Annotated in this window: 19 protein-coding genes and 1 tRNA gene; 14 read left to right on the forward strand and 6 right to left on the reverse strand. The window is 70.6% G+C overall.

Features of this window, described 5'->3' with window-relative positions; genetic code table 11:
* The first annotated feature begins 27 nt into the window (after positions 1-27).
* Both BLU02_RS15705 and BLU02_RS15710 read left to right on the forward strand, forming a co-directional pair.
* Positions 28-2,934 (forward strand): UPF0182 family membrane protein, encoded by a 2,907-nt coding sequence (locus BLU02_RS15705; RefSeq protein ID WP_060922959.1) that lies wholly within the window; start codon positions 28-30, stop codon positions 2,932-2,934.
* 320 nt (positions 2,935-3,254) lie between these two features.
* Complete coding sequence (locus BLU02_RS15710) at positions 3,255-4,097, forward strand: universal stress protein (protein WP_060922960.1); 843 nt, start codon at positions 3,255-3,257, stop codon at positions 4,095-4,097.
* 15 nt (positions 4,098-4,112) lie between these two features.
* Here the strand turns inward: BLU02_RS15710 and BLU02_RS15715 are convergent, their stop codons facing one another.
* Complete coding sequence (locus BLU02_RS15715) at positions 4,113-4,988, reverse strand: aminoglycoside phosphotransferase family protein (RefSeq protein ID WP_060922961.1); 876 nt, start codon at positions 4,986-4,988, stop codon at positions 4,113-4,115.
* An 87-nt stretch (positions 4,989-5,075) separates the two neighbouring features.
* Positions 5,076-5,149, reverse strand: a tRNA-Met gene (locus BLU02_RS15720).
* A gap of 78 nt (positions 5,150-5,227) precedes the next feature.
* Here BLU02_RS15720 and BLU02_RS15725 point away from each other — a divergent pair.
* The gene (locus tag BLU02_RS15725; protein WP_060922962.1) at positions 5,228-6,037 is read left to right on the forward strand and encodes a carbon-nitrogen hydrolase family protein; all 810 of its coding nucleotides are present in this window, start codon (positions 5,228-5,230) and stop codon (positions 6,035-6,037) included.
* A 10-nt stretch (positions 6,038-6,047) separates the two neighbouring features.
* Here the strand turns inward: BLU02_RS15725 and BLU02_RS15730 are convergent, their stop codons facing one another.
* Complete coding sequence (locus BLU02_RS15730) at positions 6,048-7,250, reverse strand: aminotransferase class I/II-fold pyridoxal phosphate-dependent enzyme (protein ID WP_060922963.1); 1,203 nt, start codon at positions 7,248-7,250, stop codon at positions 6,048-6,050.
* A gap of 95 nt (positions 7,251-7,345) precedes the next feature.
* On the opposite strand from BLU02_RS15730, the gene BLU02_RS15735 reads away from it, so the two are divergent.
* From BLU02_RS15735 to BLU02_RS15745, 3 genes are read left to right on the forward strand one after another with little or no spacing between them, the layout of a single operon-like run.
* Entirely contained in the window at positions 7,346-8,905 is a 1,560-nt protein-coding gene (locus BLU02_RS15735) for a trypsin-like peptidase domain-containing protein (RefSeq protein ID WP_083371049.1), read from the forward strand.
* A 46-nt stretch (positions 8,906-8,951) separates the two neighbouring features.
* Complete coding sequence (locus BLU02_RS15740) at positions 8,952-10,205, forward strand: CDP-glycerol glycerophosphotransferase family protein (protein ID WP_060922782.1); 1,254 nt, start codon at positions 8,952-8,954, stop codon at positions 10,203-10,205.
* Positions 10,202-11,638 (forward strand): CDP-glycerol glycerophosphotransferase family protein, encoded by a 1,437-nt coding sequence (locus BLU02_RS15745; protein WP_060922783.1) that lies wholly within the window; start codon positions 10,202-10,204, stop codon positions 11,636-11,638. The genes BLU02_RS15740 and BLU02_RS15745 overlap by 4 nt, the downstream gene beginning before the upstream one ends.
* Positions 11,639-11,648: 10 nt before the next feature.
* Here the strand turns inward: BLU02_RS15745 and BLU02_RS15750 are convergent, their stop codons facing one another.
* The gene (locus BLU02_RS15750) at positions 11,649-12,674 is read right to left on the reverse strand and encodes a glycosyltransferase (protein WP_060922792.1); all 1,026 of its coding nucleotides are present in this window, start codon (positions 12,672-12,674) and stop codon (positions 11,649-11,651) included.
* A 147-nt stretch (positions 12,675-12,821) separates the two neighbouring features.
* Here BLU02_RS15750 and BLU02_RS15755 point away from each other — a divergent pair, with 147 nt between their 5' ends.
* The 6 genes from BLU02_RS15755 to BLU02_RS15780 all read left to right on the forward strand — a co-directional run bounded on the left by BLU02_RS15755 (position 12,822) and on the right by BLU02_RS15780 (position 18,743).
* Positions 12,822-14,105 carry a CDP-glycerol glycerophosphotransferase family protein gene (locus BLU02_RS15755; protein ID WP_060922784.1) on the forward strand — a complete coding sequence of 428 codons (1,284 nt, stop codon included), beginning with the start codon at positions 12,822-12,824 and terminating at the stop codon, positions 14,103-14,105.
* Entirely contained in the window at positions 14,102-14,872 is a 771-nt protein-coding gene (locus tag BLU02_RS15760; RefSeq protein ID WP_060922785.1) for a biotin--[acetyl-CoA-carboxylase] ligase, read from the forward strand. The genes BLU02_RS15755 and BLU02_RS15760 overlap by 4 nt, the downstream gene beginning before the upstream one ends.
* Positions 14,873-14,966: 94 nt before the next feature.
* On the forward strand, positions 14,967-15,479 hold the full coding sequence (locus tag BLU02_RS15765; protein WP_082750105.1) for a PH domain-containing protein: 513 nt from the start codon (positions 14,967-14,969) through the stop codon (positions 15,477-15,479).
* A 95-nt stretch (positions 15,480-15,574) separates the two neighbouring features.
* Positions 15,575-16,699, forward strand: a complete 1,125-nt coding sequence (locus BLU02_RS15770; RefSeq protein WP_060922787.1) for a 5-(carboxyamino)imidazole ribonucleotide synthase — start codon at positions 15,575-15,577, stop codon at positions 16,697-16,699.
* A 125-nt stretch (positions 16,700-16,824) separates the two neighbouring features.
* Complete coding sequence (gene purE / locus BLU02_RS15775; protein WP_060922793.1) at positions 16,825-17,292, forward strand: 5-(carboxyamino)imidazole ribonucleotide mutase; 468 nt, start codon at positions 16,825-16,827, stop codon at positions 17,290-17,292.
* On the forward strand, positions 17,289-18,743 hold the full coding sequence (locus BLU02_RS15780) for an LCP family protein (RefSeq protein WP_060922788.1): 1,455 nt from the start codon (positions 17,289-17,291) through the stop codon (positions 18,741-18,743). Before purE ends, BLU02_RS15780 begins: the two co-directional genes overlap by 4 nt.
* Before the next feature lie 176 nt (positions 18,744-18,919).
* Here the strand turns inward: BLU02_RS15780 and BLU02_RS15785 are convergent, their stop codons facing one another.
* Both BLU02_RS15785 and BLU02_RS15790 read right to left on the reverse strand, forming a co-directional pair.
* Positions 18,920-19,486 carry an LAVTG motif-containing sortase-dependent surface protein gene (locus BLU02_RS15785; RefSeq protein WP_060922789.1) on the reverse strand — a complete coding sequence of 189 codons (567 nt, stop codon included), beginning with the start codon at positions 19,484-19,486 and terminating at the stop codon, positions 18,920-18,922.
* 142 nt (positions 19,487-19,628) lie between these two features.
* Positions 19,629-21,392: a DUF4012 domain-containing protein gene (locus BLU02_RS15790; RefSeq protein ID WP_060922790.1), complete on the reverse strand. Its 1,764-nt coding sequence runs from the start codon at positions 21,390-21,392 to the stop codon at positions 19,629-19,631.
* Between the two features lie 122 nt (positions 21,393-21,514).
* On the opposite strand from BLU02_RS15790, the gene BLU02_RS15795 reads away from it, so the two are divergent.
* On the forward strand, positions 21,515-22,588 hold the full coding sequence (locus tag BLU02_RS15795; protein ID WP_060922791.1) for a glycosyltransferase: 1,074 nt from the start codon (positions 21,515-21,517) through the stop codon (positions 22,586-22,588).
* A gap of 101 nt (positions 22,589-22,689) precedes the next feature.
* Positions 22,690-25,545, forward strand: coding sequence for an LGFP repeat-containing protein (locus BLU02_RS15800; protein WP_083371050.1), 2,856 nt, complete (start codon positions 22,690-22,692; stop codon positions 25,543-25,545).
* Positions 25,546-25,597 lie beyond the last annotated feature (52 nt).

Raw genomic sequence — 25,597 nt, forward strand, 5'->3', positions numbered from 1 at the left:
ACAGCGAGCGGTGCCTAGGATGGAGGGGTGACCTCGACCCCAGCCCAGCCCCCGGCCACGCCTCGAACCTCCCGACGCATCCTCGGAATCTCCCTGGTGATCATCGCCGCGCTCATCGCGGCGTTCTTCGTCTTCGCGTCGCTCTACACCGAATTCCTCTGGTTCGACCAGGTCGGGTTCACCGGCGTGCTCACCACGCAGTGGATCGCGACGGCGGTGATGTTCGTCATCGGCTTCCTCGGCATGGCGGTTCCGCTGTTCGTCGTCATCCAGCTCGCCTACCGGCTGCGTCCCGTCTACGTCCGGCTGAGCTCGCAGCTCGACCGCTACCAGGAGGTCATCGAGCCGCTGCGCCGCCTCGCGATGTGGGGCATGCCCATCTTCTTCGGCCTCTTCGCGGGGTTCGCGGCGGCCGGCAACTGGAAGACCGTGTGGCTCTGGGCCAACGGCGTCGCGACCGGTGAGGTCGACCCGCAGTTCAAGGTCGACACCGGGTTCTACATGTTCGCGATGCCGTTCTACTCGATCCTCCTCGCGTTCGTCTCGGCGGTCCTGCTGCTGAGCCTTCTCGTCACTGCGCTGGTGTCCTACCTCTACGGCTCCGTGCGCATCGGCCAGGGCGAGCTGCGCATCTCGAAGCCGGCCCGCATCCAGCTCGCGGTCATCGCGGGCCTGTACCTGCTCGTGCAGGCGGCGAGCCTGTGGCTGGACCGCTACAAGACCCTCGTCGAGCCGGACGACCGGATCACCGGTGCCGCCTACACGGGCGCCAACGCGACCATCCCCGGCCTCGGCATCCTCGCGATCATCGCCGCCGTCGTGGCCATCCTCTTCTTCGTCACGGCCGTCATCGGCCGCTGGCGCTTCCCGCTCGCGGCGACCGCGCTGCTGATCGTGGCCTCGCTCGTCATCGGCATCGGCTACCCCTGGGTGGTCACCACCTTCCAGGTGAAGCCGAACCAGAACGCCTATCAGGCCGAGTACTACCAGCGGAACATCGACGGCACGAAGGAGGCCTACGGCGTCGCCGACCTGGAGACCACGGCTTTCGAGGCCGAGACCGACGCCGAGGCGGGGCAGCTCCGCGCCGACGCCGAGACCACCGCATCGATCCGCATCATGGACCCGAAGGTCATCCCGCCGACGGTCCGCCAGCTCGAGCAGTATCGCGGCTACTACCAGTTCCAGACCAACATGGACGTCGACCGCTACGAGATCGACGGGGTGAAGCAGGACACGGTCGTCTCCGTCCGCGACCTCGACATGTCGGGTCTCGGCGACGGCGACAACTGGAACAACCGGGTCGCGGTCTACACGCACGGCTACGGCCTCGTCGCCGCGGCGGGCAACCAGCGCACGACCGACGGCGAGCCCGTCTTCCTCGAGCGCGGCATCCCCACCTCGGGCTTCCTGTCCGAGCAGGGTGACTTCGAGCCGCGGGTCTACTTCGGCGAGAACTCCCCGGAGTACTCCATCGTCGGCGCCCCGGAGGGGGCCGACCCGGTCGAGATCGACTACCCGCGGGGCAAGGACGGCTCGAGCGAGACGAAGACGACGTTCTCCGGGAACGGCGGGCCGAAGATCGGCGACAGCTTCACCAAGCTGCTCTACGCGCTCAAGTTCCAGTCGGAGCAGATCCTGTTCTCGAACCTCGTCAACGAGGACTCGCAGATCCTCTACGACCGCGACCCGACGACGCGCGTGCAGAAGGTCGCGCCGTACCTCGAGCTCGACAGCGACCCGTATCCGAGCGTCGTGGACGGCCGCATCGTCTGGATCGTGGACGGCTACACGACGAGCTCGACCTACCCGTACTCGACGAGCGTGAGCCTGTCCGACGCGATCGCCGACTCGAACGTGCCGACGCCGTCGCTCGCGATCGACGACATCAACTACATCCGCAACTCGGTCAAGGCCACGGTCGACGCCTACGACGGCTCGGTCACGCTGTACGCCTGGGACGAGGAGGACCCGGTCCTGAAGACCTGGCAGAAGGTCTACCCGTCCACCCTCAAGCCGATCAGCGAGATGTCCGGCGAGCTCATGAGCCACGTCCGGTACCCGACCGATCTGTTCAAGGTGCAGCGCGACATCCTCGGCATCTACCACGTCGACAAGGCCGGCTCGTTCGCCCAGCAGGACAACCGCTGGCAGACGCCGAACGACCCGCGCAGCGACGCGATGCTGCAGCCGCCGTACTACCTGACCATGCAGATGCCGGGTCAGGACGAACCGCGGTTCTCGATGTTCTCCACGTTCATCCCCGCCTCCCAGGGCGCGGGCGGCAGTCGTGACGTGCTGATGGGCTACCTCGCCGTCGACTCGGATGCCGGCGCCGAGAAGGGCGTGAAGGCCGAGGGGTACGGGCAGTTGCGCATGCTCGAGATCGACACCGACACCACGGTGCCCGGCCCCGGTCAGGTGCAGAACACCTACAACTCCGACACGGCCGTGGTCCCGCAGCTCAACCTGCTCCAGCAGGGGGAGTCCGAGGTCATCTACGGCAACCTGCTGACCCTGCCCGTCGGTGGCGGTCTGCTCTACGTCCAGCCGGTGTACGTGCAGTCGTCCGAGGGGACGCAGCTGCCGCGTCTGCAGAAGGTGCTCGTCGCCTTCGGTGACCGGGTGGCCTTCGAGAACACGCTCACGGAGGCGCTGGACACGCTGTTCGGCGGCGACTCCGGCGCGACCGGTGGTGACGACGAGGTCGAACCCACCGATCCGGGCACGACCGATCCCGACACCGGGGAGACGCCAACCACGCCGACGCCGACGGATGAGCAGGCCGATGCTCTGGCGAAGGCGCAGCAGGCGCTGCTCGACCGCCAGGCGGCTCTCGCCGAGGGCGACCTGGAGAAGTTCGGCGAGGCGGACAAGCGCCTCACCGCGGCCGTCGAGAAGCTCCTGGAGCTGGAGGCCGCCGCGGGAGAGTGATCCTCCCACGCACACGAAAGGGCACCCCCACGGGGTGCCCTTTCGCATTCCCGGAAGCCGGTCCGCCGCATCAGGCACTCGCGCCGCTTCAGGCGACACCCTGCACGTGAGCCTGATTCCGCGCGAGTGCCTGCGTCCGCGTGCGGCGCGCCAGGACAGGCGGTCTCGCGCTAGCGGGCGGGCGCGCGAGGTCAGGCGACCTCTGGGCAGGAAGCCTGATCTGGCGCGAGTGCCTGAGTAAGCGGAGGGTTTTGTCCGGGACGGACCGTCGCGCGCGGAGGGGATGGCATGGGAGGGTGGAGGGAAACAGGGAGGGTGTCGTGGCTGAGCGCATCGTTGTGGGAGTGGTGGACACGTCGGCGGGACGACGGGCACTGGAGTGGGCGGCGCACCGCGCGCGGTCGCGGAAGGCCTCTCTGCTCCTCGCGAGCGTCGTCGGGGGAGCGGTCGGCGCCGTCGGGGAGGGCCCTGTGGTGGACGCCGCGATCGCGGCGGCGCGGAGTCTGCTGGAGGAGCACGCGGAGACGCTGAAGGATCAGGGCCTGGACGTCGACCTCGTCGTGCTCCGCGGCGACCCTGTCCGTCAGCTCGTGTCGACCACCGCGGGCGCGAACCTCCTCGTGATCGGAAGCGACTTCCGTCCGGATGACGCGGACAGCCCTCGGCGCGGCGCCCATGGGCTGCGCATCGTCGCCGACTCCTCCTGCCCCGTCGTGGTGATCCCCGACATCGAGACGAGCGACCGTCGCGGTGTCGTCGTCGGGGTGGACGGGTCCCCGATCTCGGAGGCTGCCGTCGCTTTCGCCGCTGCCGAGGCCGACCGTCTCGGCGAGCCCCTCGTCGCGGTGACGGTATGGACTCCCGTCCCCCTCCCGCGCGGAGCGAGGTCGTATCCCGAGCAGTACCTCTCCTCCATGCAGGAGCTGTCCGAGGAGACCCTCGCCGTCGCTCTCGGCGGATTGCGCTCGACCTATCCGGATCTCGAGATCGAGCCCCGGGTCGAACGCGGATACCCGTCCGAGGTCATCAACCGCGCCGCCGCCACCGCGAGCCTCGCCGTCGTCGGCTCGCACGGACGGGGGGCGGTCGCCCGCTTCCTGCTGGGCTCCATCAGCCACGAGGTGCTCGCGGCGCTCGTGGCGCCCACCGCCGTCGTGCGCTGACCGGGGGCCGCAGGCCTAGAGCGGGCTGGTCAGCACCTCGTGGAGCACGCGTCGGCTGTCGTCGCCGCCCGGCCCTGACCCGTCGGAGAGAGTCACCAGGGCCTTCCAGAGTGCCCAGCCGCGAGCCCGTCGCCAGGTCGCGGCGTCCAGGTCGACGGCGTCGCGGAACGCGTCGCGCGCGTCCCCGTCGAAGTACGTCCATGCCATGACGAGGTCGCAGGCGGGATCGCCGACGCCGCAGGTGCCGAAGTCGATCATCGCCGACAAGCGGCCGTCGCTGACGAGCAGGTTGCCCACGGCGACGTCGCCGTGGAACCAGACCGGCGAGGACTCCCACGCGCTGCTCGTCGCATCGAGCCAGACGCTCCGGCAGAGTCCCGCGTCCACGGTGCCGTCCAGCCGCTGGAGCGCGGCGTGGACCTCATCGCTGTAGACGCTCGGATGCGAACCGCGGAAGAACGAGTGCCGCCCGGCCGCCGAACCCGCGTCCACGGGCAGGGACCTCACGGTGCGGAGAACTGTCCCGAGATCGGCGGCGAGGCGAACGCGATCGAGCCCCCCGGCGCGCTCGACGGTGTCGCCGTCGAGCCACCGGCGGATCGACCACGGAAACGGGTAGCCCCGGCCGGGTTCCCCCAGCGCCACGACGGAGGGAACGGCGACGGGAAGCCTTCCGTCGAGGAACTCGAGCGCTCTGCTCTCCTTCTGCACGGCCGCGGCGTAGGCCTCGGCGCGAGGAAGTCGCACCGACAACTCGTGACCGAAACGGAACGTCATGTTGTCCCATCCCTGACGCGCCACGGCGCGGACGGGCAGGTGCGCCCAGCGGGGGAACTGCTCCGCGACGAGGTCGGCGACGAGCCGCTCATCGATGTCGACCGGTCGGTTCACCCCTCGATACTCGCAGAGGTCGGCTCCCGCCTCATGCGAAAGGCCCTCCGGCCTGGGATCACTCCCGGCCGGAGGGCCTTTCCTTTGTTGCGGGGACAGGATTTGAACCTGCGACCTCCGGGTTATGAGCCCGGCGAGCTACCGAACTGCTCCACCCCGCGGCACAAGAGATAACTTATCACGGATCCGGGGAGGCGTCGAATCGAGCGCGGCGCCGGCGGGTGCGAGAGGATGGCGTCATGTCTGAGAACACCGCCGTACCCGTCGCCGTGTGCCAGTTCGCCCCCACCGATTCGCGCGAGCACAACAGGGAACGGATCGCGGTGCTGGCGACGGAGGCCGCGCGTCGCGGGGCGAAGCTGATCGTGTTCCCTGAGTACTCGAGCTACTTCGTCGATCCGATGGACGAACGCCTCGCGGCCAATGCGGAGGATCTCGACGGCGAGTTCGTGACCGGACTGATCGGTCTGGCCGCGGAGCTCGCCGTCGTCATCGTCGCGGGCGTCACGGAGAAGGCCTCGGACGAGGGGCGCGTGCGCAACACGGTCGTCGCCGTGCGCGGCGACGGCATCCTCGCGGTCTACCGCAAGCAGCACCTCTACGACGCTTTCGGGCAGACCGAGTCGGACTGGGTGGAGCCGGGAGACATCGGCGAGCCCGCGGTGTTCGAGGTCGGCGGACTGTGCTTCGGACTGATGACCTGCTACGACCTGCGGTTCCCCGAGGTGTCGCGGCTTCTCGCGGTCGCCGGCGCCGATGCGCTCGTGGTGCCGGCGGAGTGGGTGCGCGGACCGCTCAAGGAGCAGCACTGGACCACTCTGCTCGCGGCGCGCGCCATCGAGAACACGGTGTTCGTGATCGCCGCGGACCACCCGGCGCCGATCGGCGTGGGGCACTCACGCATCGTCGACCCGCAGGGGGTCGTCCGCGCGGGCATCGGGCCGGAGCCGGGAGTGGCCCTCGGGGTGGTCGACGGCGCGGCGATCGCCCGCGTCCGTGCGACCAATCCCTCGCTGCGGGCCCGTCGCTACGCTGTGGTGCCGCGCTGACCGGACCCGCTCACGTGTTCAGGCCGGCGAGGCGCGCCGCCGCCTCCTCGAGGACATCGATGCGCTTGCATGCAGCGAAACGCACGAGCCCCGCATACGCCGGGCGCCGCGCGGGGGACACGAAGGCGGTCAGCGGGATCGCCACGACGCCGGCACGGTCCGGAAGGGCACGGCAGAAGGCCGCCGCATCGGCGCCGCCGAGGGCCGTCGCATCGGCCACCGTGAAGTAGCCGCCCTGCGGTGCGTGGACCGTGAAGCCGGCTGCGCGGAGCCCGTCGCCGAGGATCCCGTGCTTGCGGGCGAGCACGGCGGCCGCGTCCGTGAAGAACGCGTCGTCGAGGCGGAGCCCGACGGCGACGGCGGGCTGGAACGGGGCGCCGTTGACGTAGGTGAGGTACTGCTTGACGGTCAGGACGGCCGTGATGAGCGCGGCGGGACCGTGGACCCAGCCGATCTTCCACCCCGTGGTCGAGAAGGTCTTCCCCGCCGATGAGATCGTGAGGGTCCGCTCCGCGGCACCGGGCACGGTGGCGATCGGGACGTGCGGGGTGTGGAAGGTGAGGTGCTCGTAGACCTCGTCCGTGACGATCACCGCGTCGTGCCGCGCCGCCAAACGCACCACCTCGCGGCGCACCTCCTCGTCGAAGACGGCTCCGGTCGGGTTGTGCGGGTCGTTGACGAGGATGATCCTGGTCCGGTCCGTGACGGCCTCCGCGAGCTGATCCAGGTCGGGCTGGAAATCGGGCGCGCGCAGCGGCACCGTCCGCAGGCGAGCACCCGCGAGCGCCACCGCCGCGGCGTACGAGTCGTAGTAGGGCTCGAAGACGACGACCTCGTCGTCCGGCCCGTCGATGAGGGCGAGCAGGGTCGCGGTGAGGGCCTCGGTGGCGCCGGCCGTCACGATGACCTCGGAGTCCGGGTCGACCGTCAGACCGTAGAAGCGCTGCTGATGCTCCGCGATGGCCAGAAGCAGATCGGGGAACCCGCGTCCCGGCGGGTACTGGTTGAGGCCGCCGGCGATCGCGTCGCAGGCGGCGGTGAGCACCGCCTCCGGGCCGTCCTCGTCGGGGAAGCCCTGGCCCAGATTGATCGAGCCGGTTCGGGCCGCCGCGGCGGACATCTCTGCGAAGATGGTGGGCGCGACGGAACCGTCCGCGTCGAGCAGACCGGCACCGGCCGCCGTGCGACGCCATGCGCCGGGGATGACACTCATGAAGAACAGGCTAAGGCCATAGCTGAAACTCAAGCTCGGCATAAGGAACGCACAGGGATGCGGGGCATCCTGGAGGAGCGTTGAAGGAGCACACCATGAACCAGGACAACCCGCAGGACCGCCCGGCACCGGCGTCGGACGACGCCGTGTCGGCCGCACAGAACCCCCAGACCCCGGAGACCGCGTCCGGTGCGTCGTCGCAGGCCGCCGACGGTACCCCCGTGGCCCCGGCTGCTTCCGCACCGGCCGCCCCGCAGGGACATCACATGCCGCCGACGTTCGCGTCGCACGCCGCCGGCGCCCCGACCGTGGCCCCCGTGCCGCACGGGCTGGCCGCGCCCGGACCGACCGCGGCCGGCGTCCCCGGCGCCGCATTCGGCGTCCCGGCGCAGGACACCCGCCCGCTCGACGGCACGGTGCCGCCGGCTGAGCCGACCCCCGCCGCCACGAAGGAGAAGTCGCGCGGCGGCACCCGCGTCGCGGCGTTCATCGTCGCGGCCGCCCTCGTCGGTGGCGTCGCCGGCTTCGGTGGCGGCGCGCTGCTCACCGGGTTGCAGGACTCGCCGTCCTCCGGGTCGGCGCAGGGACCGCAGACCGTCACGGTGAACAACCCCGGCTCGGTCAACGAGACCACCGCGGTCGCGACCGAGGCTCTTCCCTCTGTCGTGACCATCGAAGTCGCCGGCTCCCAGGAGGCCGGCAGCGGCTCGGGCGTCATCATCAGCAAGGACGGCTACGTCCTCACCAACACGCACGTCGTCACGCTCGGCGGGGCGGCGGCGGACCCGACGATCCGGGTCACGACCTCCGATGGCCGCATCTACGAGGCGACCGTGGTCGGCACCGACCCCATCTACGATCTCGCGGTGATCAAGCTCACCGACGCCGAGGGCCTGACCCCGATCAAGTTCGCAGACTCGTCGAAGCTGAACGTCGGCGACACCGCCGTAGCTCTCGGCGCCCCGCTGGGACTGGCGAACTCGGTCACCACCGGCATCGTGAGCGCACTGAACCGCAGCATCCAGATCGCCTCCTCCGCTCTGCCGGACTCCTCGTCCGAGGATGCCCCGCAGGAGCAGGCGCCGGAGGACGGCCAGGGCGAGGGGCCGTTCCAGTTCGATCTCCCCGGCAACAGCGGGCAGCAGGCCACCGAGTCGATCTCGATCGCGGTGATCCAGACGGACGCGGCGATCAACCACGGCAACTCGGGTGGGGCCCTCGTCAACAGCAAGGGCGAGCTGATCGGCATCAACGTCGCGATCGCGAGCTCGGGCAGCTCCGAGGAGTCGGGCTCGATCGGCATCGGCTTCGCCATCCCGTCCAACATCGCCGAGCGCGTCGCGGACGAGATCATCGCCGACGGCGCGGCCACCCACGGCCTGCTGGGCGCGTCGGTCCGCGACGCCTCCGGTGTCGAGGGCGCGACCGAGGCCGGTGCGTACATCGCCGAGGTCACCGACGGGGGTGCGGCCGCGGCTGCCGGCCTCCAGGCCGGCGACGTCGTGACGAGCTTCAACGGGGTGCCCATCACGAGCGCGACCGACCTGACCGCGCAGGTGCGCGCGGCGGCGGCCGACAGCAAGGCCGACGTGACCTACGTCCGCAACGGCAAGCAGAGTGAGATCGAGGTGACGCTCGGCACGCTCGCCGGCTGATCCCGACGGTCAGAGAAGGACGCCACCCGCGCGATAGGCTCGCCGGGTGGCGTCCTTCTCTTTCGGCACCGGCAACGCGGCCAAGCTGCTCCGGATCCCGCTGTACGCCCTCGGTCGTCTCGGCACCCTCGTCGTGCCGCGCGGTCGGCGCTGGGTCTTCGGATGCGGCGCCGGCGTCGGCGATGGTGCTCTGGCTTTGCAGCGGTATGCGGCAGGGGAGGGGCATGACACCCTCTGGCTGACCGGATCGGCGCGCGAAGCGGCCGACGCCGAGGCCCTCGGCCTGCGGACCGTCCCGCGGGGCGGGCTCCGCGGATGGTGGGCGACCGCGCGCGCCGGCGTGCTGATCGTGACGCACGGCCTCGGCGACGTGAACCGCTACGGCAGCGGTGGCGCCTTCGTCGTGCAGCTCTGGCACGGCATCCCGCTCAAGCGCATCGGCCTCGACTCGCCGGCCACCACGCAGGTGCCCGCCGTCCCCGGCGCCCCGATCCTCCGGCGCCTCGTCGGGCTGCTGTACCGCGGCGCCGCGCGGCGGATCCGCGTGCTCCCCGCCGCCTCGCACCGGGCCAGGGCGCGCCTCGAGTCCGCGTTCGGGCTGAGCGACGACCGGGTCGTGGTCACGGGGGAGCCGCGCGTCGATGTGCTCTCCCTCGGCACGCCCCAGGAACGCCGCGCGCATGCACGGGCCCTGCTCGTGGAGGCCGTGGGCGCGATCGGCGACGCCCGACGACTGGTCCTCTACGCGCCGACGTGGCGGGACGGCGCCCCCGACCCCTCCGTGCCGACGGCCGAGGAATGGATGCAGATCATCCGGGTGCTGGAGGAGCACGACGCCGTCCTCCTCGTGCGTTCGCATCCGCTCGGTGACGGCAGCTACACGCCGCCGCTGCCGACGGCGCGAGTGCGCGCGCTGCCCAGCACGGTCGTCAGCGACGTCACTCCGGTGCTGGCCGCGGTCGACGTCCTCATCACCGACTACTCCTCGCTCGCCTACGACGTGGGACTCCTCGACATGCCGGTCGTCTTCCTCGCACCCGATGTGAGGGAGTACGCCCGCACCCGCGGCTTCTACGGGCGCTTCGAGGAGGTCGCCGCTTCAGGCGTCGCGACGGGATGGGAGGCGGCGCTCGTCCGGCTGGCGTCGCTTCTCGGCGACCCCGCCGCGTTCGACGAGGTTGCCCGACGTTCCGCTACGCTCAGCGCGGAGATGCACGCGTTCCGTGATGGTCAGAACACTCGTCGGGTATACCGGACGATCCGCGCGCGGGGGATCCCCGCGCCGAAGGGAGCAGCATGACGACGGCCCGCATCGATGACACGGCACAGGCGCTGGTCATCGCAGGGACCGGGCAGCGTCCGGAGAGTGCCGAGCTCGCCGGACCGCGGGCGCGGGTGGAGGCCCGCGTCACCGGCGGGGGGAAGACCTGGAAGGCGACGTTCGCGCTCCGCGCATCCCGGTGGGGTGGCCCGGAGCTGCCCCTGCCATCAGGCGAGTACGAGCTGCGCATCGGCGGCGCCGATCTGTCGGAGCTGCGTCTCGCGCCGGTCGTGCTCCCGGGAGTGCGGATCGCCGTCGATGGTGCGGTCGTCCGCATCGCGGCACCCGTCGATCCCGTGTATGACACGGCAGAAGGGCGCTCGACGCTCGAGGAGCGCTATGTGGCGCAGACCGGCGGGACGGAGAACGCCGTGTTCTTCGAGAGCTTCTACGGCCGAAGCGTCGGGTGCAACCCCCGCGCCATCGATCGGGAGCTGGCGCGGCGTGCTCCGCAGGTGCGCCGGTACTGGAGCGTCGCCGATCTCTCGGTCGAGGTGCCGGACGGCGCGATAGCGGTCATCGAGGGCAGCCCGGAATGGTGGCGCGCCCGCGGTGCTGCTCGACTGCTCATCGTGAACGACTGGCTGCGCCGTCGCTTCGCGCGCAAGCCCGGACAGAAGGTGCTGCAGACCTGGCACGGCACGCCCCTCAAGCGTCTGGCGCTGCACCGCCCGGGGTTCGACCCCCGGCGGATGGCGGCGGTGGTCAAGGAGTCCCGGCGGTGGGACGTGCTGCTGGCGCAGAACACCTACTCCGCGCGCATCCTCCGCAAGGCCTACGCGTTCTTCGGGCGGCCGATCTGGGTCGACGGCTACCCCCGCAACGATGCGCTGCGCACCGGGGATCCGGTCGCCGTGCGCGCGGCGCTCGGCATCGGCGCCGACGAACGCGTGCTGCTCTACGCCCCGACGTGGCGTGACGACCGTGCGGAGATGGTCGACTTCGTCGATCCGGAACTCCTGGCGCGGCAGACCAACGCCGTCGTGCTCGTGCGCGGTCACTCGCGCACGCTGGGGGAGGGCAGGGACCGTGCCGGCGCGCGGGTGATCGACGTGACGGGATACCCCGAGACGTCGCAGCTCCTGCTCGCCGCCGACGCCCTCGTCACGGACTACTCCTCCGTCATGTTCGACTTCTCGGTGACCGGCAAGCCGATGTACTTCCTCGTGCCCGACCTCGACCACTATCGCGGTCAGCTCCGCGGGTTCTACTTCGATCTCGCGGAACGCGCGCCGGGCCCGCTGGTCCGTACGCAGGACGAGCTCGTGGCCGCGCTGGACGACCAGGGGCACCGGGAACGGTACGCGGAACGCTATGCCGCGTGGCAGCGGCAGTTCAACGCGCTCGACGACGGCCGGGCCGCGCAGCGGGTGGTCGACCGGATCCTCGACCTCGGATTCGTCACCCCGTAGCCGTCCGCGTTCAGGGCAGGGGAGTGTTCCGCGTGCCGAGCCGCGATGCGTCCACCGTGTCGCCGGCTCCGCGCAGCACGCCGCCGAGGAAGCCGAGGCCCCACGAGAGGTGCATCGTGGGCAGCACGAGGAGCGTCCACAGGCGTTGCCGCAGGCCACCCCCGCCCGGCGAGAGAGCCACGCCGACCACGAGCAGGACGTAGAGCGCGAGCGGGACGTAGACCAGGCCAGAGGCGATGAGCGAGGCGGTGCCGGACACCGCGCCGGTGAGCTGCAGGATGCCGAGGACGACGGCGAGCACGACGAACAGCAGGAGCACCGGCGGGGCGAAGTAGCGCAGACCGTTGCGGCGGCCGAAGCGGCGCACCAGCTCCCCTCGCCAGGCACCGGTCGCGCGGAACTGTCTGGCCAGTCGCAGCCAGCTCTCCCGCGGCCAGTAGGTCACCGACAGCTCGGGATCGAACCACACCCGGTGGCCGGCCTGACGGATGCGCAGGTTCAGCTCCCAGTCCTCGCCGCGGCGGATCGTCTCGTCGAACAAGCCGACCTCATCGAGGACCTCCCGCCGCATCACGCCGAGGTAGGCGGATTCCGCCTCGCCCTCGACGCGGCCGCCGTGATACGCGCCGCCGCCCAGGCCGACGGGGGAGTTGTACAACCGGGCGACGGCCTTCTGGAAGGGAGTCCGACCCTCGGCGTGCATCACGCCGCCGACGTTGGCCGCCCCCGTGCGCTGCAGCGTCTGCAGGGCACGGGCCGCGTAGCCGGGGGCGAGCTCGGAGTGCGCATCGACCCGGATGACGGTGGGGTAGCGGCTGGCCCGGATCGCGGCGTTGAGTCCGACCGGGATGTGCGCGGCGGGGTTGTCCACGAGGCGTATCCGGTCGTCGGCAGCGGCCAGTCGGCGGGCGAGGGCCGTGGTGCCGTCCGACGACGGTCCCAGCGCGAGGACGAGCTCGGCCGGAACCCCGACCTCCTGAGCGAGCACCGACGCGACCGCGTGCTCCAGGTAGGCGCGTTCGTTGAGCACCGGCATCACGAAGGACACCCCGGTGACGGGGGCGGGGGATCCGTTGGCTGGCACACGTCGATCATGTCACGCCGCTCCTGCCCCGCTCTCCCAGGCAGAGCGCGGTCGTCGCGGCTCAGCGGGGGCCGCGAGCGGACGAACTATCCTGGAGGGATGGGTGCACTGTCTGACGCGAAGAAGGCCTACCGTCTCCTGCGGCGGGCGCTCGCTTCGCGCTCCGCGGTGCAGCGTGTCCGCCGCCGGCTGGCGGATCAGGCGCCATACCCGGCAGATCACTTCCGGGTCGCCGTGTACTTCGCCGACGGCGCGGTCAACATGTACCAGATGCGGCAGTGGTACCGCCCGCTGGCCGCGCTCGCCGAGCGGTGGCCCGTGGTGGTCCTCGCGCGCCAGGCGACCGGCGCGGAGAAGCTGCTGGAGGAGGACGGCCCGCCCGTCGCGTTCGTGCCGAAGGTGCGCGACCTCGAGCGATTCCTCGCCACACAGGACATCCGGGTGGTCCTCTACGTGAATCAGAACACCCGTAACTTCCAGATGTTCCGGTACGGCCGTCGCTGGCATGTGTTCATCAACCACGGCGAGTCCGACAAGATGTACATGACCACGAATCAGTACAAGGCCTATGACTACGCCTTCGTCGCCGGTCAGGCGGCCAGGGATCGGCTGTCGCGGACGCTGTGGGACTACGACGTGGAGAGCCGGACCATCGAGATCGGACGCCCCCAGGCGGACCACTACTCCGGCTCGCTCCCGTATACGCCGGACGACCGTCTCGTCGTCCTCTACGCCCCGACGTGGGAAGGCGATCGTCCCAGCGCGCATTACGGCTCCATCGCCTCGCACGGCGAGCGCCTGGTGGCGCGACTGCTCGCGACGGGCGAGCACCGGGTCATCTACCGCCCGCACCCGCGCAGCGGTGTCGTCGACGAGGCCTACGGGGCGGCGCATCGCCGCATCGTCGCGGCCATCGCCGCCGCGAACGCCGCCGACCCGACCGCGCAGCACGTGTACGACGACGGCCCCGAGCTCGGCTGGCAGCTCGCCGCCGCCGACGTCGCCGTCGTGGACATCTCGGCCATGGTGTACGACCGCCTCGCGGCGGGAAAGCCGCTCATGATCACGCGCCCGGTCGACGAAGAGGCCGCCGTCGACACCACCGGCTACCTCTCCGACTGCGAATGGCTGTCCGCGGAGGCGGCGGACGACATCGTCGCCGAGGTCGAGCGCGTACGGGAGGACGAAGCGGCCGTCGCGCGCCTGCAGATGTGGGTGCGCCACTACTTCGGTGACACGACCCCCGGCGTGGCGACGCAGAAGTTCCACGCCGCCGTCGACCGGCTCATGGGGGAGTGGGAGCGGTGGCGCGACCGGGAGATCGGTGCCGTCCGCGGTGATGCGGACGATGACGACGACGAGGCCGACGACGAGGACGCATGAGCAGCGACTTCCCGCGCTCCGCTGCGCTCCTACCACGTCTCGAGGTCGTCGACGCGACCGGCTCGACGAACGCCGACCTCCGGGGAAACGCGGACGACGCCGACGCCTGGCCGCACCTCTCGGTCCTCCTGACCCGGCACCAGACGGCCGGACGGGGGCGGCTGGATCGCCGGTGGATCGCCCCGGCGGGTTCGGCGCTCGCGGTGAGCGTCCTCCTCCGCGATCTGCCTGCCGAGCCGGCAGCGCGAGGCTGGATCCCGCTCGCCGCCGGGGCGGCCATGGCCGAGGCCGTCGCCGCACAGCTTCCTGAGGCCACCGTCGTCCTCAAGTGGCCGAACGACGTCCTCGTCGACGGCCGGAAGATCTGCGGCATCCTCGCCGAGGCGACGCCGACGGCCGTGATCGTCGGGGCGGGCGTCAACACCGCCATGACCGCGACCCAGCTTCCGGTTCCCACGGCCACCTCCTTCGCGGTACAGGGGGTCGTCGTCGACGAGGACGAGCTGCTCCGTTCCTACGTGTCGGCGCTCGACGGCCACCTCCGCGCGCTCGCCGCGGCGGACGACGCGACCGCGAGCGGTCTGCATGCGGCGGTGACCGCGCGGTGCGCGACGGTCGGACAAGCCGTGCGCGTCTCGCTCCCCGCCGGGTCCCTGCTCGAGGGCGTGGCCGTCGGCATCGACGACGAGGGGCGTCTGCTCGTCGCGGCGGAGGGGACGGTGCACGCGGTCTCCGCGGGTGACGTCGTGCACGTCCGGCCCGCGTGACGCGGGGACACGCCGTCCCGCGGACGGTGTTGTCGGCGATCGCGGGCACAATGGGGGTGTGACCCAGCCCGTGACGCTCGGCGGACGCCCGCTGATGCCGCCGCCCGGCACTCCCGCCGAGGAGCTGCTCATCGCGCGCTTCCGCGGCCACGCTCGCCGGCTCTTCTGGTCGGCGCTCGTGCTCATCGCCGCCTTCGGGGCCACCGCCTACTTCTACGGCAACCTTCCGGCCGGGTTCGAGGACTGGATGCTGCTCGCCGCCGCCGGAGTCGTCGTCCTCGTCGCCGTCGTGATCCCCTTCATCGTCTGGTACTCGCGGACGACGACGATCACGACCCGACGTGTCATCGCAGTCCAGGGCTTGGGCGCGCGCAACCGCCGCGAGATGTCGCATGCCCGCGGCTATACGATCGGTGTCCGCCGGGGTCCGCTGCAGCGGATGTGGGGCTGCGGGACCATCACGCTCTCGAACGGCGTGGACGCACCTCTCCGTCTCGTGAACGTCCCGAACGTCACCCTCGTGCACGAGACCCTCGCAGATCAGATCGAGGTCGGGCAGATCCTCGCCCATCGCGACGCGCAGGCGAGCGGCGACGAGATCGCCTGAGCGCGAACTCACGGCCGCCTCGCGGCCCGTTCGCTTCGCCGTTCCCCGGACCGGTGAGCGTGCGGAAGAATGGGCATGACGAATGGAGGCGGCACATGGCGCTGCGTGTGGGCGTGATCGGCGGAGGACAGCTGGCACGGATGATGATCGCTCCGGCGGTCGAGCTCGGTCTCGAACTGCGGGTGCTCGCCGAGGAGGAGGGCATGGCCGCGGGCCTGGCCGCCACAGCGGTCGGCGACTACCGGGACCTCGACACCGTGCGCGCCTTCGCCGCCGACGTCGACGTCCTCACCTTCGACCACGAGCATGTGCCGCAGGAAGTGCTCCGCGCCCTCGTCGCCGAGGGGATCGCGGTGCATCCCGGACCGGATGCCCTCCAGTTCGCCCAGGACAAGCTCGTCATGCGCGCCCGCTTGGCGGAGCTCGGCGTGCCGCAGCCGGAGTGGGCGCCGGTCCGTTCCGCCGATGACCTGCAGCGCTTCCTCGACGAGCACGACGGTGCCGCGGTGGTCAAGACGCCGCGGGGCGGGTACGACGGCAAGGGCGTGCGGGTCGTGCGCTCCGGTGCCGAGGCGCAGGACTGGCTCGATGCGCTCGAGGGCTCCGACGCCCTGCTCGCCGAGGAGCTCGTCCCCTTCGTCCGTGAGCTCGCCCAGCAGGTCGCGCGCCGACCCGGAGGAGAGATGATCCCGTATCCGGTCGTCGAGACCGTGCAACGCGATGGCGTCTGCGCCGAGGTGATCGCCCCGGCGCCCGCGGCGACCGAGCGTCTCGCCGAGGTCGCCGAGGACATCGGTCGTCGCATCGCGGAGGGTCTCGGCGTGACCGGGATGCTCGCGGTCGAGCTCTTCGAGACGGACGACGAGCGCATCCTCGTGAACGAGCTCGCGATGCGTCCGCACAACAGCGGACACTGGAGCCAGGACGGCGCCGTCACCGGGCAGTTCGAGCAGCACCTGCGTGCCGTGGCGGACCTGCCGCTGGGGGACACTCGACCTCGTGCGTCCTGGGCGGTCATGGTGAACATCCTCGGAGGGCCCGCAGAGGGCACGCTGGGGGACCGTTTCGAGGCGGCGATGGCCGCGCACCCGGACGCCAAGATCCACACGTACGGCAAGGCACCGCGCCCCGGTCGTAAGGTGGGCCACGTCAACGTCGCCGGGGACGATCTCGACGACGCGGTGTACGTGGCCAGGGCCGCCGCGGCCGCTTTCGTCTGAGTATTCCCGCGGCGGCGCACGGGAAAAGACGTGTGCCGCTCGGGTGTTCTCCCAGCGCGAGACCGTAGCCTGATCTGGTGACCGAGCCACTGCACTCCTCCGCCGTCCCTCTGGTCGGCGTCGTCATGGGATCCGACTCCGACTGGCGCGTCATGAGCGACGCGTCCCAGGCGCTCACCGATTTCGGGATCCCGCACGAGGTCGAGGTCGTCTCGGCCCACCGCACGCCGGACAAGCTCATGTCCTATGCGCGGGAAGCCCGGGCTCGCGGCCTGCGTGTCATCATCGCGGGCGCCGGTGGTGCCGCCCACCTTCCGGGCATGCTCGCGTCGATGACGGCACTTCCCGTCGTCGGGGTCCCGGTGCCGCTCGCATACCTGGACGGTATGGACTCGCTGCTGTCGATCGTGCAGATGCCCGCGGGTATCCCGGTCGCGACGGTGTCGATCGGCGGCGCACGCAACGCGGGTCTGCTCGCGGCCCGGATCCTCGGTGCCGCGGACGACGAGCTGGCCGACCGTGTCGAGGCGTACGCCGCCGACCTCGAGGCCCAGGTCGAGGAGAAGAACGATCGGCTGAAGGGCTCGCTGTGACCCTTGCGCCCCCGCGCGCGACGCGACGTCCGCTCATCGAGACGCGGCCGCTGCGACACCCGGATACGGCCGATGCCGGGCTCATGTCGAAACGCGCCTGGTGGCTCGTCGGTCTCAACTTCCTGCTGCCGGGGTCCGCGCAGGTCCTGGCGGGTAATCGACGGCTGGGAAGATTCGGGCTCGGCGTCACCCTGACGACGTGGTTCCTGGCCGTCGTCGCCGTCGGGCTCGTGCTGTTCGCCCGCCCCGTCTTCCTCTGGCTCACGATCGGTGGCGGGTTCGTATCGGCGGCGCTGCTCACACTCGTGCAGGTGCTGCTCGTGGGAGTCGTGGTCCTCTGGATCGTCCTCACGTTCGACACGCTCCGCCTCGTCCGCCTGGTCAGGGTCCCCGCGCCGTCGCGGTTCCTCGTGCCGGTCGTCGCGCTCGTCCTGCTGGGGCTCGTCGGAGGCGTCATGGGCTACGCGGCCACCGCGGTGGGCTCTGTGCGCGGCAGTGTCGGGGCGATCTTCGGGCAGAGCGGCCCGAGCCTCCCGCCCAGCGACGGCTACTACAACATCCTGCTGCTCGGCGCGGACAGCGGAGACGGCCGTGACTCGATGCGTTTCGACAGCATCTCCGTCGTCTCGGTCAACGCCGAGACCGGAGCAGTGACCATCACCGGAATCCCGCGTGAGCTCCCGCATGCGCCGTTCAGCGACGGCAGCCCGATGCAAGAGCTCTATCCCGAGGGCTTCCAGGGCCACGGGTCGTCCACCTGCGGCTGGAACGGGTGGATGAACCATGTCCGCAACGCCGCGGAGGTTTGCCGGGAGGACAAGGGGACCGGGCTTTATCCGGACGCGGAGGCCACGGGCTCGGCGCCGGGTATCGAGGCGACCAAGGATGCGGCGGAGGGCGTGCTCGGCATCGAGATCCCGTACTACGTCTTCGTCGACATGCACGGCTTCGCCGACCTCGTGGATGCCCTCGGCGGCGTCGACATCACCGTCACGGAGCGCCTGCCCAAGGGCGGCCCGCCGGAGGGCTGGTCCGGCACGGACGTGAACGAATGGGCGATCGGCTGGATCGAGCCCGGGCAGCAGCACATGGACGGCGACACGGCTCAGTGGTACGCCCGCTCGCGGTACACGACCAGCGACTGGGACCGCATGAAGCGGCAGCGCGAACTGCAGGAGGCGATCCTCGCCCAGTTCACTCCGCAGACCGTCCTCACCCGATTCAACGAGGTGGCCGCTGCGGGCACGGCACTCATCAGCACCGATCTTCCGCAGGGCAAGCTGCCGGAGTTCTTCGACCTCATGCTGAAGGCCAAGGAGCAGCCGGTCCAGACCGTCGAGCTGACACCCGAGAACGGCGTCGACGAGTTCGACCCGAACTACGACTTCATCCACGAGCTCATGCAGCAGAAGCTGCACCCGCCGACGGAGACCCCGGTTCCGGCTCCCTGAGACAGCGGGGAACGACGCAGCCCACGGGCGATGTTCCCGGGAACATCGCCCGTGGGCCGTCCGGTGCATGACCGGATTCGCCAGACGACGGTGATCGGAGGGTGAGGGATCACCGTCGTCCAGCCGGCCACCGCGCAAGGCGGCGACCTGGCTCAGGCGCGCATGCGGCGCGCGACTCAGGCGCGCTTGCGACGCGCGGCTCCGACGGCGACGAGAGCACCACCGGCGACCAGAGCGACTGCTCCGCCGCCGATGATCCACGGCGACACCGATCCACCGGTGAGGGCGAGCTCCGTGCCGCCGGTGAGCGGGAGCTCGGTCCCGGCGGGCGCGGCGGTGCCGGGATCGTGGTCGCAGCTGGAAGCGGCGGCGTTCCCGTGAGACACCGTCACCGTCGCGGTGTAGGCCCGGGAACCGGCGAAGTCGAGGGCGTAGGCCCCCTGCCCGTCGGAGGGCGGGCGGAACGTGACCCTCAGGCTGCCGTCGGATGCGGCGGTGTTGCCCGAGATGGCGGCGGCGCCGGCGTTCTGCCCCGAGACGGACACTCCGACGGTCTCCGAGGGCTCGAAGTACCCGGCGCCGAAGGCGACGGTCGAGACCTCACAGGTGTCGATGATCGCGTCGCCCACCTTCGCACCCGGAGGCGAGGGGTAGGAGTCGCTCGGTGCCGCAGAGGCGACGGTCGGCGCGGCCAAGATGAGCGCGCCAGCGGTAAGGCTGATGGCAGCCAGTTTCTTCAGCATGATTTCTCCCCAGAATTTCACGCGGAATCGCCTCCGGACACACCCCTGCGTCCGACTGCGCGGAGTCCTCTGCCCCCACGGCAGGTTCACGGACCCCGGTTATTCCCCAGTGAGATGACAGTACCTCATCCGTCGGCGATTGTCACGAGCCGCACTGCAGGGTGTCGCGGGTCAGCTTCGGGGCGACGATCAACGGGGTGTGCTGCACCTCGGTGAGGCGCGCTCCGGCGCCCTCGCCCTGGAACTCCACGGTGATCGTGGTGGAGGCGCCGGGGGCGAGGAGCACCTCGTGCTGCACGACGGAGCGATCGCCGATGGTCGTCGTCTGCACGCCCTCCTCCTTGCCGTCCCGGTCGATATGCGACGGCAGGGCACGGTCCGGACCGTAGACGGCGATCAGGGTGCGCACGCTGCCGGCCGGCACGCCGTAGATGCCGTCGCCGGTGACGTACGGAGGCAGAGAAGTGGCGGCGTCGGCGGGGGCCGTGTTCGACCAGGTGACGCGCACCTGGGTCGTCGGCACCCCCGCGCAGGTCCCCACCGCCGTCGCGATCGAGGCGCGGGTGTAGTAGTCCATCTTCCCGCCGGTCCCGTCGTTGATCAGGACGCCGACCACCGCGGCGTCCTCGTCGTCCTGCGGCATGGCGCCGCCGAGCGCGCTGGCGGCGAGGAGCGACTCCTCCGACTCGTGCGCGCTCCAGATCCGGATGCGGCCTTCGCCGGCGGCGTCGGCGAGAGCGCGGACGAGGGCCTGCGGCTCCGCGTGGGACAGAGCGGCCGAGAACAGCCCGCCGGCGGCCTGGGCGAAGATCGCGTCCTGAGCCGCGGGATCGGGGATCGCCGCGTAGATCTCCGAGAGGAGCAGATCGGTCACGGTGTCCGCAGTCGCCGTGAAGGGTCCGAAGGAGAGATCCCCGGTGGCTCGCATGAGGTGTGCGGCGACCACGGCGTCCACCGCGATCACCCCGTCGACCTTCCCCCCGTAGCGCCCCTCCCACCGGGCGGCGATGGTCTGTCCCGCTTCACGGAAGTCGGGGATGCTGGTGATGTTCTGCAGATAGCGGCCGGGGCGGTCCTCGAAGAGCGCGACGGTGCTGTCGCTGACCGGCAGCGCCGTGTCCAGCGGGGGGAAGTCGCGCGTCGACGCCTGCCGCTGCAGCGTGACCTTGCCGTTCTCCGCGCGCAGGAGCGCGATCGAGCCGATGATGCCGCCCGATGACCGCAGCTCTGCGTTGTTCTGCATCGCGAGGACGTAGGTGCGGGGGCCATCGCCGCCGAGCATGGTCGGCAGCAGGACGGAGGCGCCGTGCAGCGCACCGACCGCCGTGGCGGCCTGGGTGACGGCGCCGCGCATCTCCCGCACCGCGTCAGCGAGCGGCAGAAGGGTGGCGTCGGCGTCGATGCGGCGGGCCCGCTCCTCCGCCACGGTCAACGCCGCGCTCGCGGTGCCGAGCGGCTTCTCGACGACCGCGAAGGGAGCGAGGTCGATCGCCCCGCCTGCGAAGCCGAGGCTCGTGAGGTCGACGTCGTCGGCGACGTCGAGCAGCGGACCGAGGGCGTCCCTGGAGACGTCGTCGGCGATCTCGGCGACCTCGCTCACCGCGCGGAAGTTCGGGCCGATCCAGGGCAGCACAGCGAACGCCTGCCAGATCGGGTCTCCCGTCAGCGATCGGGCCGACTCCGCGTTGCGGGAGATGCGGGCGGCGACCGGGGCTGCCCCATCGAGATCGCCCTCGGCGATGGACTGCTTGAGCTGACTGGTCGCTTTCGATATCTGCTGGAGGTTGTCGACCGCGCCGATGCCGCGCACCGTGACCCAGCCCAGTGCGAGGACGAGGAACACGAGGACGAGGCCGACGGTCCACCCGACCCATCGGCGGCGGACGGGAAGGCGACCATCGCTCACCCTGGCATTCAAGCACGGCGAGGCTGCCCGCCGCGCTCCCGATGCTGTGGGAACGCTGAGTAGCGGTGTGGACAGGTGATGCGCTCCCGGGGTCGTCGGCATCCCGCGGTTAGCCTGATCGCATGGGTGCTCGACTGCGTGTTGTTCTGGATCAGCTCGTGCACGTCGTCGACCCCGATCAGGCGGCGGCGTCGCGAGATCTCGCCGCCGGTCTCGTCCAGACGGCCCCACCGAACTGCACGGTCGACGCGATCGTGCCGTCGGGGGCGGACGTCGACCTGCGCGGCATCGGAGAGGTGCGCACCCTCGCGGTCGGCCGCCGTGAGCTCGCCGCGTCCTGGCAGCTCGGTATCGCCCCTGGCGTCGGCGGCGGCCTCATCCACGCACCCACGCTGCTCGCTCCGCTGGTGCGTCATGACCGCGTGCACGACAACGACCAGACGACCGTCACGCTGTGGGATCTGCGGGCCTGGGAGGCGCCGTCCCAACTGTCCAGGGGCGCCGTCGCCTGGCAGCGCGGGATGCTCCGACGTGCCGTGAAACATGCGGATGCCGTGGTCGTCCCCTCGCATTCGATGGCGCAGCGGCTGTCCGGCCTCGTGAAGCTCGGCGACCGCATCCGCGTCATCGCCGGCGCTCCACCCCAGGGTCTCGTCCTCCCGGCGGACGCCACGTCGCGACGCGACGCACTCGGCCTGCCGTCGGAGTACCTCGTCCTGTCCGGCCCGCAGGACACCCTGGCCGCCGGTTTCCGCGGGGCGGTCGCGGCCGGTCTCGACGCCGTGGTGATCGGAGCGGCGGAAGGCACGGAACCGCGTATCGCCGAGATCGCCGCCGCCGCCGGACTGCCCGAGCGCCGTGCGCACGTCCGAGGGACCCTCGAGGTGTCGGACCGCGCCGCCGTCGTCGCCGGGGCTCGCGTCTTCGTCTCCACCGACGCCGTCACCGGATGGCCCTGGCGCGCTGTGGAAGCGATGTCGCTGGGCGTCCCCGTCGTGGCCGTTGAGTCCGGGTGTCATCACGACGTCCTCGCCGACGGGGGAGCGGTGGTCGCCGAGGAGGCGCTGCCGGAGGCGATTGAGGACGCGGCGGGCGCCGGAAGGGAGCGCCTGCGCGTGCTCGCCGCCGACCGGTCGCGGGCCTTCTCCTGGGCGAGTGCCGCGGAGCGGGTGTGGAGTCTGCACGCAGACCTCTGATCACCTGAACGCCAGCTTCGCATCCACGCGACACGCCGGGAGCTGATCGCGTTTCCGTGGCAACAGTGGCATCATCCCGCAACTTCCGTCACACTGGTCACATGTCTCGACGTGCCCCACGCTCTCGAAACACCACGAAGGTCACCCGCCTTCTCACCTGTTTCCTCGCTGCCTCCGCCCTGGTGATCGGCACGGTGGTCCCCGCCACCGCCGCCTCCGCCGCTGTGACGTCCGCCGTCGGCGGTTCCGTGAGCAGGGTCGTCGGCGACCCCGCGGCCGCCGGGATTGTGAAATCATCGCTGGTCGGGTTCACACCCGGCAACATCATCAGTGACGCCGTCTTCACCGACAGCGGCACCATGACCGAGGCGCAGATCCAGAGCTTCTTCAACAGCAAGGTCTCGAAGTGCCAGAGCGGATACGTCTGCCTGAAGGACTTCAAGATCACGTCGGTCACCCGCCCTGCCGATGCGTACTGCGATGGATACACCGGTGCGAAGAACGAGTCGGCAGCTCGCATCATCTACCGCGTCGCCAAGGCCTGCGACATCAACCCGCGGGTCCTCATCGTCATGCTCCAGAAGGAACAGGGCCTCGTGACGCACACCTGGCCCAGCGCATGGCGTTACAACATCGCGCTCGGCCAGGGGTGCCCGGACACGGCACCGTGCGATCCGAACTTCGTGGGATTCTTCCACCAGATCTACGGCGCTGCGCGTCAGATGCAGATCTACATGGAGGGGAAGTGGTTCCAGTGGTATGCCCCCGGCAAGACCTGGAACATCCTCTACAACCCGAACAAGTCGTGCGGTTCCTCGCCCGTCTACATCGCCAACGCGGCGACGGCGGCGCTGTACTACTACACGCCGTACCAGCCGAACGCGGCAGCACTCCGCGCCGGCTACGGCACGGGTGACAGCTGCTCCGCCTACGGCAACCGGAACTTCTACAACTACTTCACCGACTGGTTCGGCGCCACGAAGTACACCGTCTCCGGAGCGATCCTGACGGCCTGGAACGCCCAGGGCGGAGCGACCGGGCGGTACGGGCAGCCCACCGGCAACGCCGTGTACGTGTCGGCCAACGGGGGCGGCTACGTGCAGCAGTTCGCCAAGGGCACGATCTGGAAGCCGGCCTCCTCTTCGCACGCGTACCCGATGAGCAGTGGACCCTTCCGCACGAACTACCTCGCCGCCGGCGGCGAGAAGGGCTCGTGGGGTTGGCCTACCGGGAATGCGGTGTGCCAGCTGGCGGACGGCGGTTGCAAGATGGTGTTCCAGAAGGGCACCGTGTACTACTCGGCGGCGACCGCTTCCATGCTCGTGCCCACCGCTTTCGCCGCCCTCTACGAGACTCTGGGTGCCGAGTCGAGCCGCTTCGGCTACCCGACCAAGGCCGCTGTCGCCGGGCCGGATGCCGGATTCGAGCAGACGTTCCAGAACGGCGTGATCGCCTACTCGCCGGCGACGCGTCTCGTCGAGGTCAGCGGCTCCTTCCTGACGTTCTGGCGAGCAGCCGGCGGAGTTAAGAGCGTCTACGGGTATCCGAAGACCGCCGTGCTGGCCGTCACCGCGAACGGCGGCGGGCAGGTGCAGGAGTACACCAAGGGCAAGATCTGGTCCTCGTCCGCCGGCACCTTCGGCATGAAGACCGGTGGGATGCTCACCGACTATCTCGCTGCCCAGGGGGAAGCCGGCGAGTGGGGCTGGCCGATCTCGGCACAGAACTGCTCGACGACGGCCGGTGGGTGCGCGATGTCGTTCCAGAAGGGCGTCGTGGGGTGGTCTTCGGCCACGGGCTCGGTCATGGTGAGTGCGAAGGTCGGCGCGGAGTGGACGCGGTACGGGGGCGCGGCGCGTCTGGGTTACCCGTCCGGCAAGGCGACGGTCGTGAGCGCGAACGGTGGCGGCACGGTGCAGGCGTTCACGAAGGGGAAGGTGTTCGATTCCCCGGCGGGGACGTTCGGTATCGGTTCCGGCGTGTTCCTGCGCAACTACGAGGCTGCCGGCGGTCCGCAGGGGGCGGCGTGGGGGTGGCCGACGTCGACCGTGGACTGCACGCTCGCCGGTGGCGGGTGCGCGATGTCGTTCCAGAAGGGCGTCGTGGGGTGGTCTTCGGCCACGGGCTCGGTCATGGTGAGTGCGAAGGTCGGCGCGGAGTGGACGCGGTACGGGGGCGCGGCGCGTCTGGGTTACCCGTCCGGCAAGGCGACGGTCGTGAGCGCGAACGGTGGCGGCACGGTGCAGGCGTTCACGAAGGGGAAGGTGTTCGATTCCCCGGCGGGGACGTTCGGTATCGGTTCCGGCGTGTTCCTGCGCAACTACGAGGCTGCCGGCGGTCCGCAGGGGGCGGCGTGGGGGTGGCCGACGTCGACCGTGGACTGCACGCTCGCCGGTGGCGGGTGCGCGATGTCGTTCCAGAAGGGCGTCGTGGGGTGGTCTTCGGCCACGGGCTCGGTCATGGTGAGTGCGAAGGTCGGCGCGGAGTGGACGCGGTACGGGGGCGCGGCGCGTCTGGGTTACCCGTCCGGCAAGGCGACGGTCGTGAGCGCGAACGGTGGCGGCACGGTGCAGGCGTTCACGAAGGGGAAGGTGTTCGATTCCCCGGCGGGGACGTTCGGTATCGGTTCCGGCGTGTTCCTGCGCAACTACGAGGCTGCCGGCGGTCCGCAGGGGGCGGCGTGGGGGTGGCCGACGTCGACCGTGGACTGCACGCTCGCCGGTGGCGGGTGCGCGATGTCGTTCCAGAAGGGCGTCGTGGGGTGGTCCTCGGCCACGGGCTCGGTGCTCGTCCCGGTCGGGCCGATCCTGACCGAATGGACCCGGCTGGGCGGCGCAGAGAGCGCTCTGGGATACCCCAAGGCGTCGGCGACGGTGTCCGGCACCATCACCACGCAGCTCTTCCAGAAGGGCGAGATCTCCTACGACACCCGGACCGGCAAGGTCACGGTGAAGTAGCGCGCCGCCGTTCCTCTCAGCGTCCGTGTCATAAGATACTCAAGCCTGCGGT

The sequence above is a fragment of the Microbacterium paraoxydans genome, assembly GCF_900105335.1.
In the GTDB taxonomy this organism is placed as follows: domain Bacteria; phylum Actinomycetota; class Actinomycetes; order Actinomycetales; family Microbacteriaceae; genus Microbacterium; species Microbacterium paraoxydans.

Bases quoted from the DNA above. Each gene is read 5' to 3' on its own strand.
- BLU02_RS15730 (WP_060922963.1), bottom strand. From the start codon at position 7,250: ATGAGTGTCATCCCCGGCGCATGGCGTCGCACGGCGGCCGGTGCCGGT.
- BLU02_RS15795 (WP_060922791.1), top strand. From the start codon at position 21,515: ATGGGTGCTCGACTGCGTGTTGTTCTGGATCAGCTCGTGCACGTCGTC.
- BLU02_RS15770 (WP_060922787.1), top strand. From the start codon at position 15,575: ATGGCGCTGCGTGTGGGCGTGATCGGCGGAGGACAGCTGGCACGGATG.
- BLU02_RS15800 (WP_083371050.1), top strand. From the start codon at position 22,690: ATGTCTCGACGTGCCCCACGCTCTCGAAACACCACGAAGGTCACCCGC.
- purE (WP_060922793.1), top strand. From the start codon at position 16,825: ATGGGATCCGACTCCGACTGGCGCGTCATGAGCGACGCGTCCCAGGCG.
- BLU02_RS15760 (WP_060922785.1), top strand. From the start codon at position 14,102: ATGAGCAGCGACTTCCCGCGCTCCGCTGCGCTCCTACCACGTCTCGAG.
- BLU02_RS15725 (WP_060922962.1), top strand. From the start codon at position 5,228: ATGTCTGAGAACACCGCCGTACCCGTCGCCGTGTGCCAGTTCGCCCCC.
- BLU02_RS15785 (WP_060922789.1), bottom strand. From the start codon at position 19,486: ATGCTGAAGAAACTGGCTGCCATCAGCCTTACCGCTGGCGCGCTCATC.
- BLU02_RS15750 (WP_060922792.1), bottom strand. From the start codon at position 12,674: ATGCCGGTGCTCAACGAACGCGCCTACCTGGAGCACGCGGTCGCGTCG.
- BLU02_RS15765 (WP_082750105.1), top strand. From the start codon at position 14,967: ATGCCGCCGCCCGGCACTCCCGCCGAGGAGCTGCTCATCGCGCGCTTC.
- BLU02_RS15735 (WP_083371049.1), top strand. From the start codon at position 7,346: ATGAACCAGGACAACCCGCAGGACCGCCCGGCACCGGCGTCGGACGAC.
- BLU02_RS15745 (WP_060922783.1), top strand. From the start codon at position 10,202: ATGACGACGGCCCGCATCGATGACACGGCACAGGCGCTGGTCATCGCA.
- BLU02_RS15755 (WP_060922784.1), top strand. From the start codon at position 12,822: ATGGGTGCACTGTCTGACGCGAAGAAGGCCTACCGTCTCCTGCGGCGG.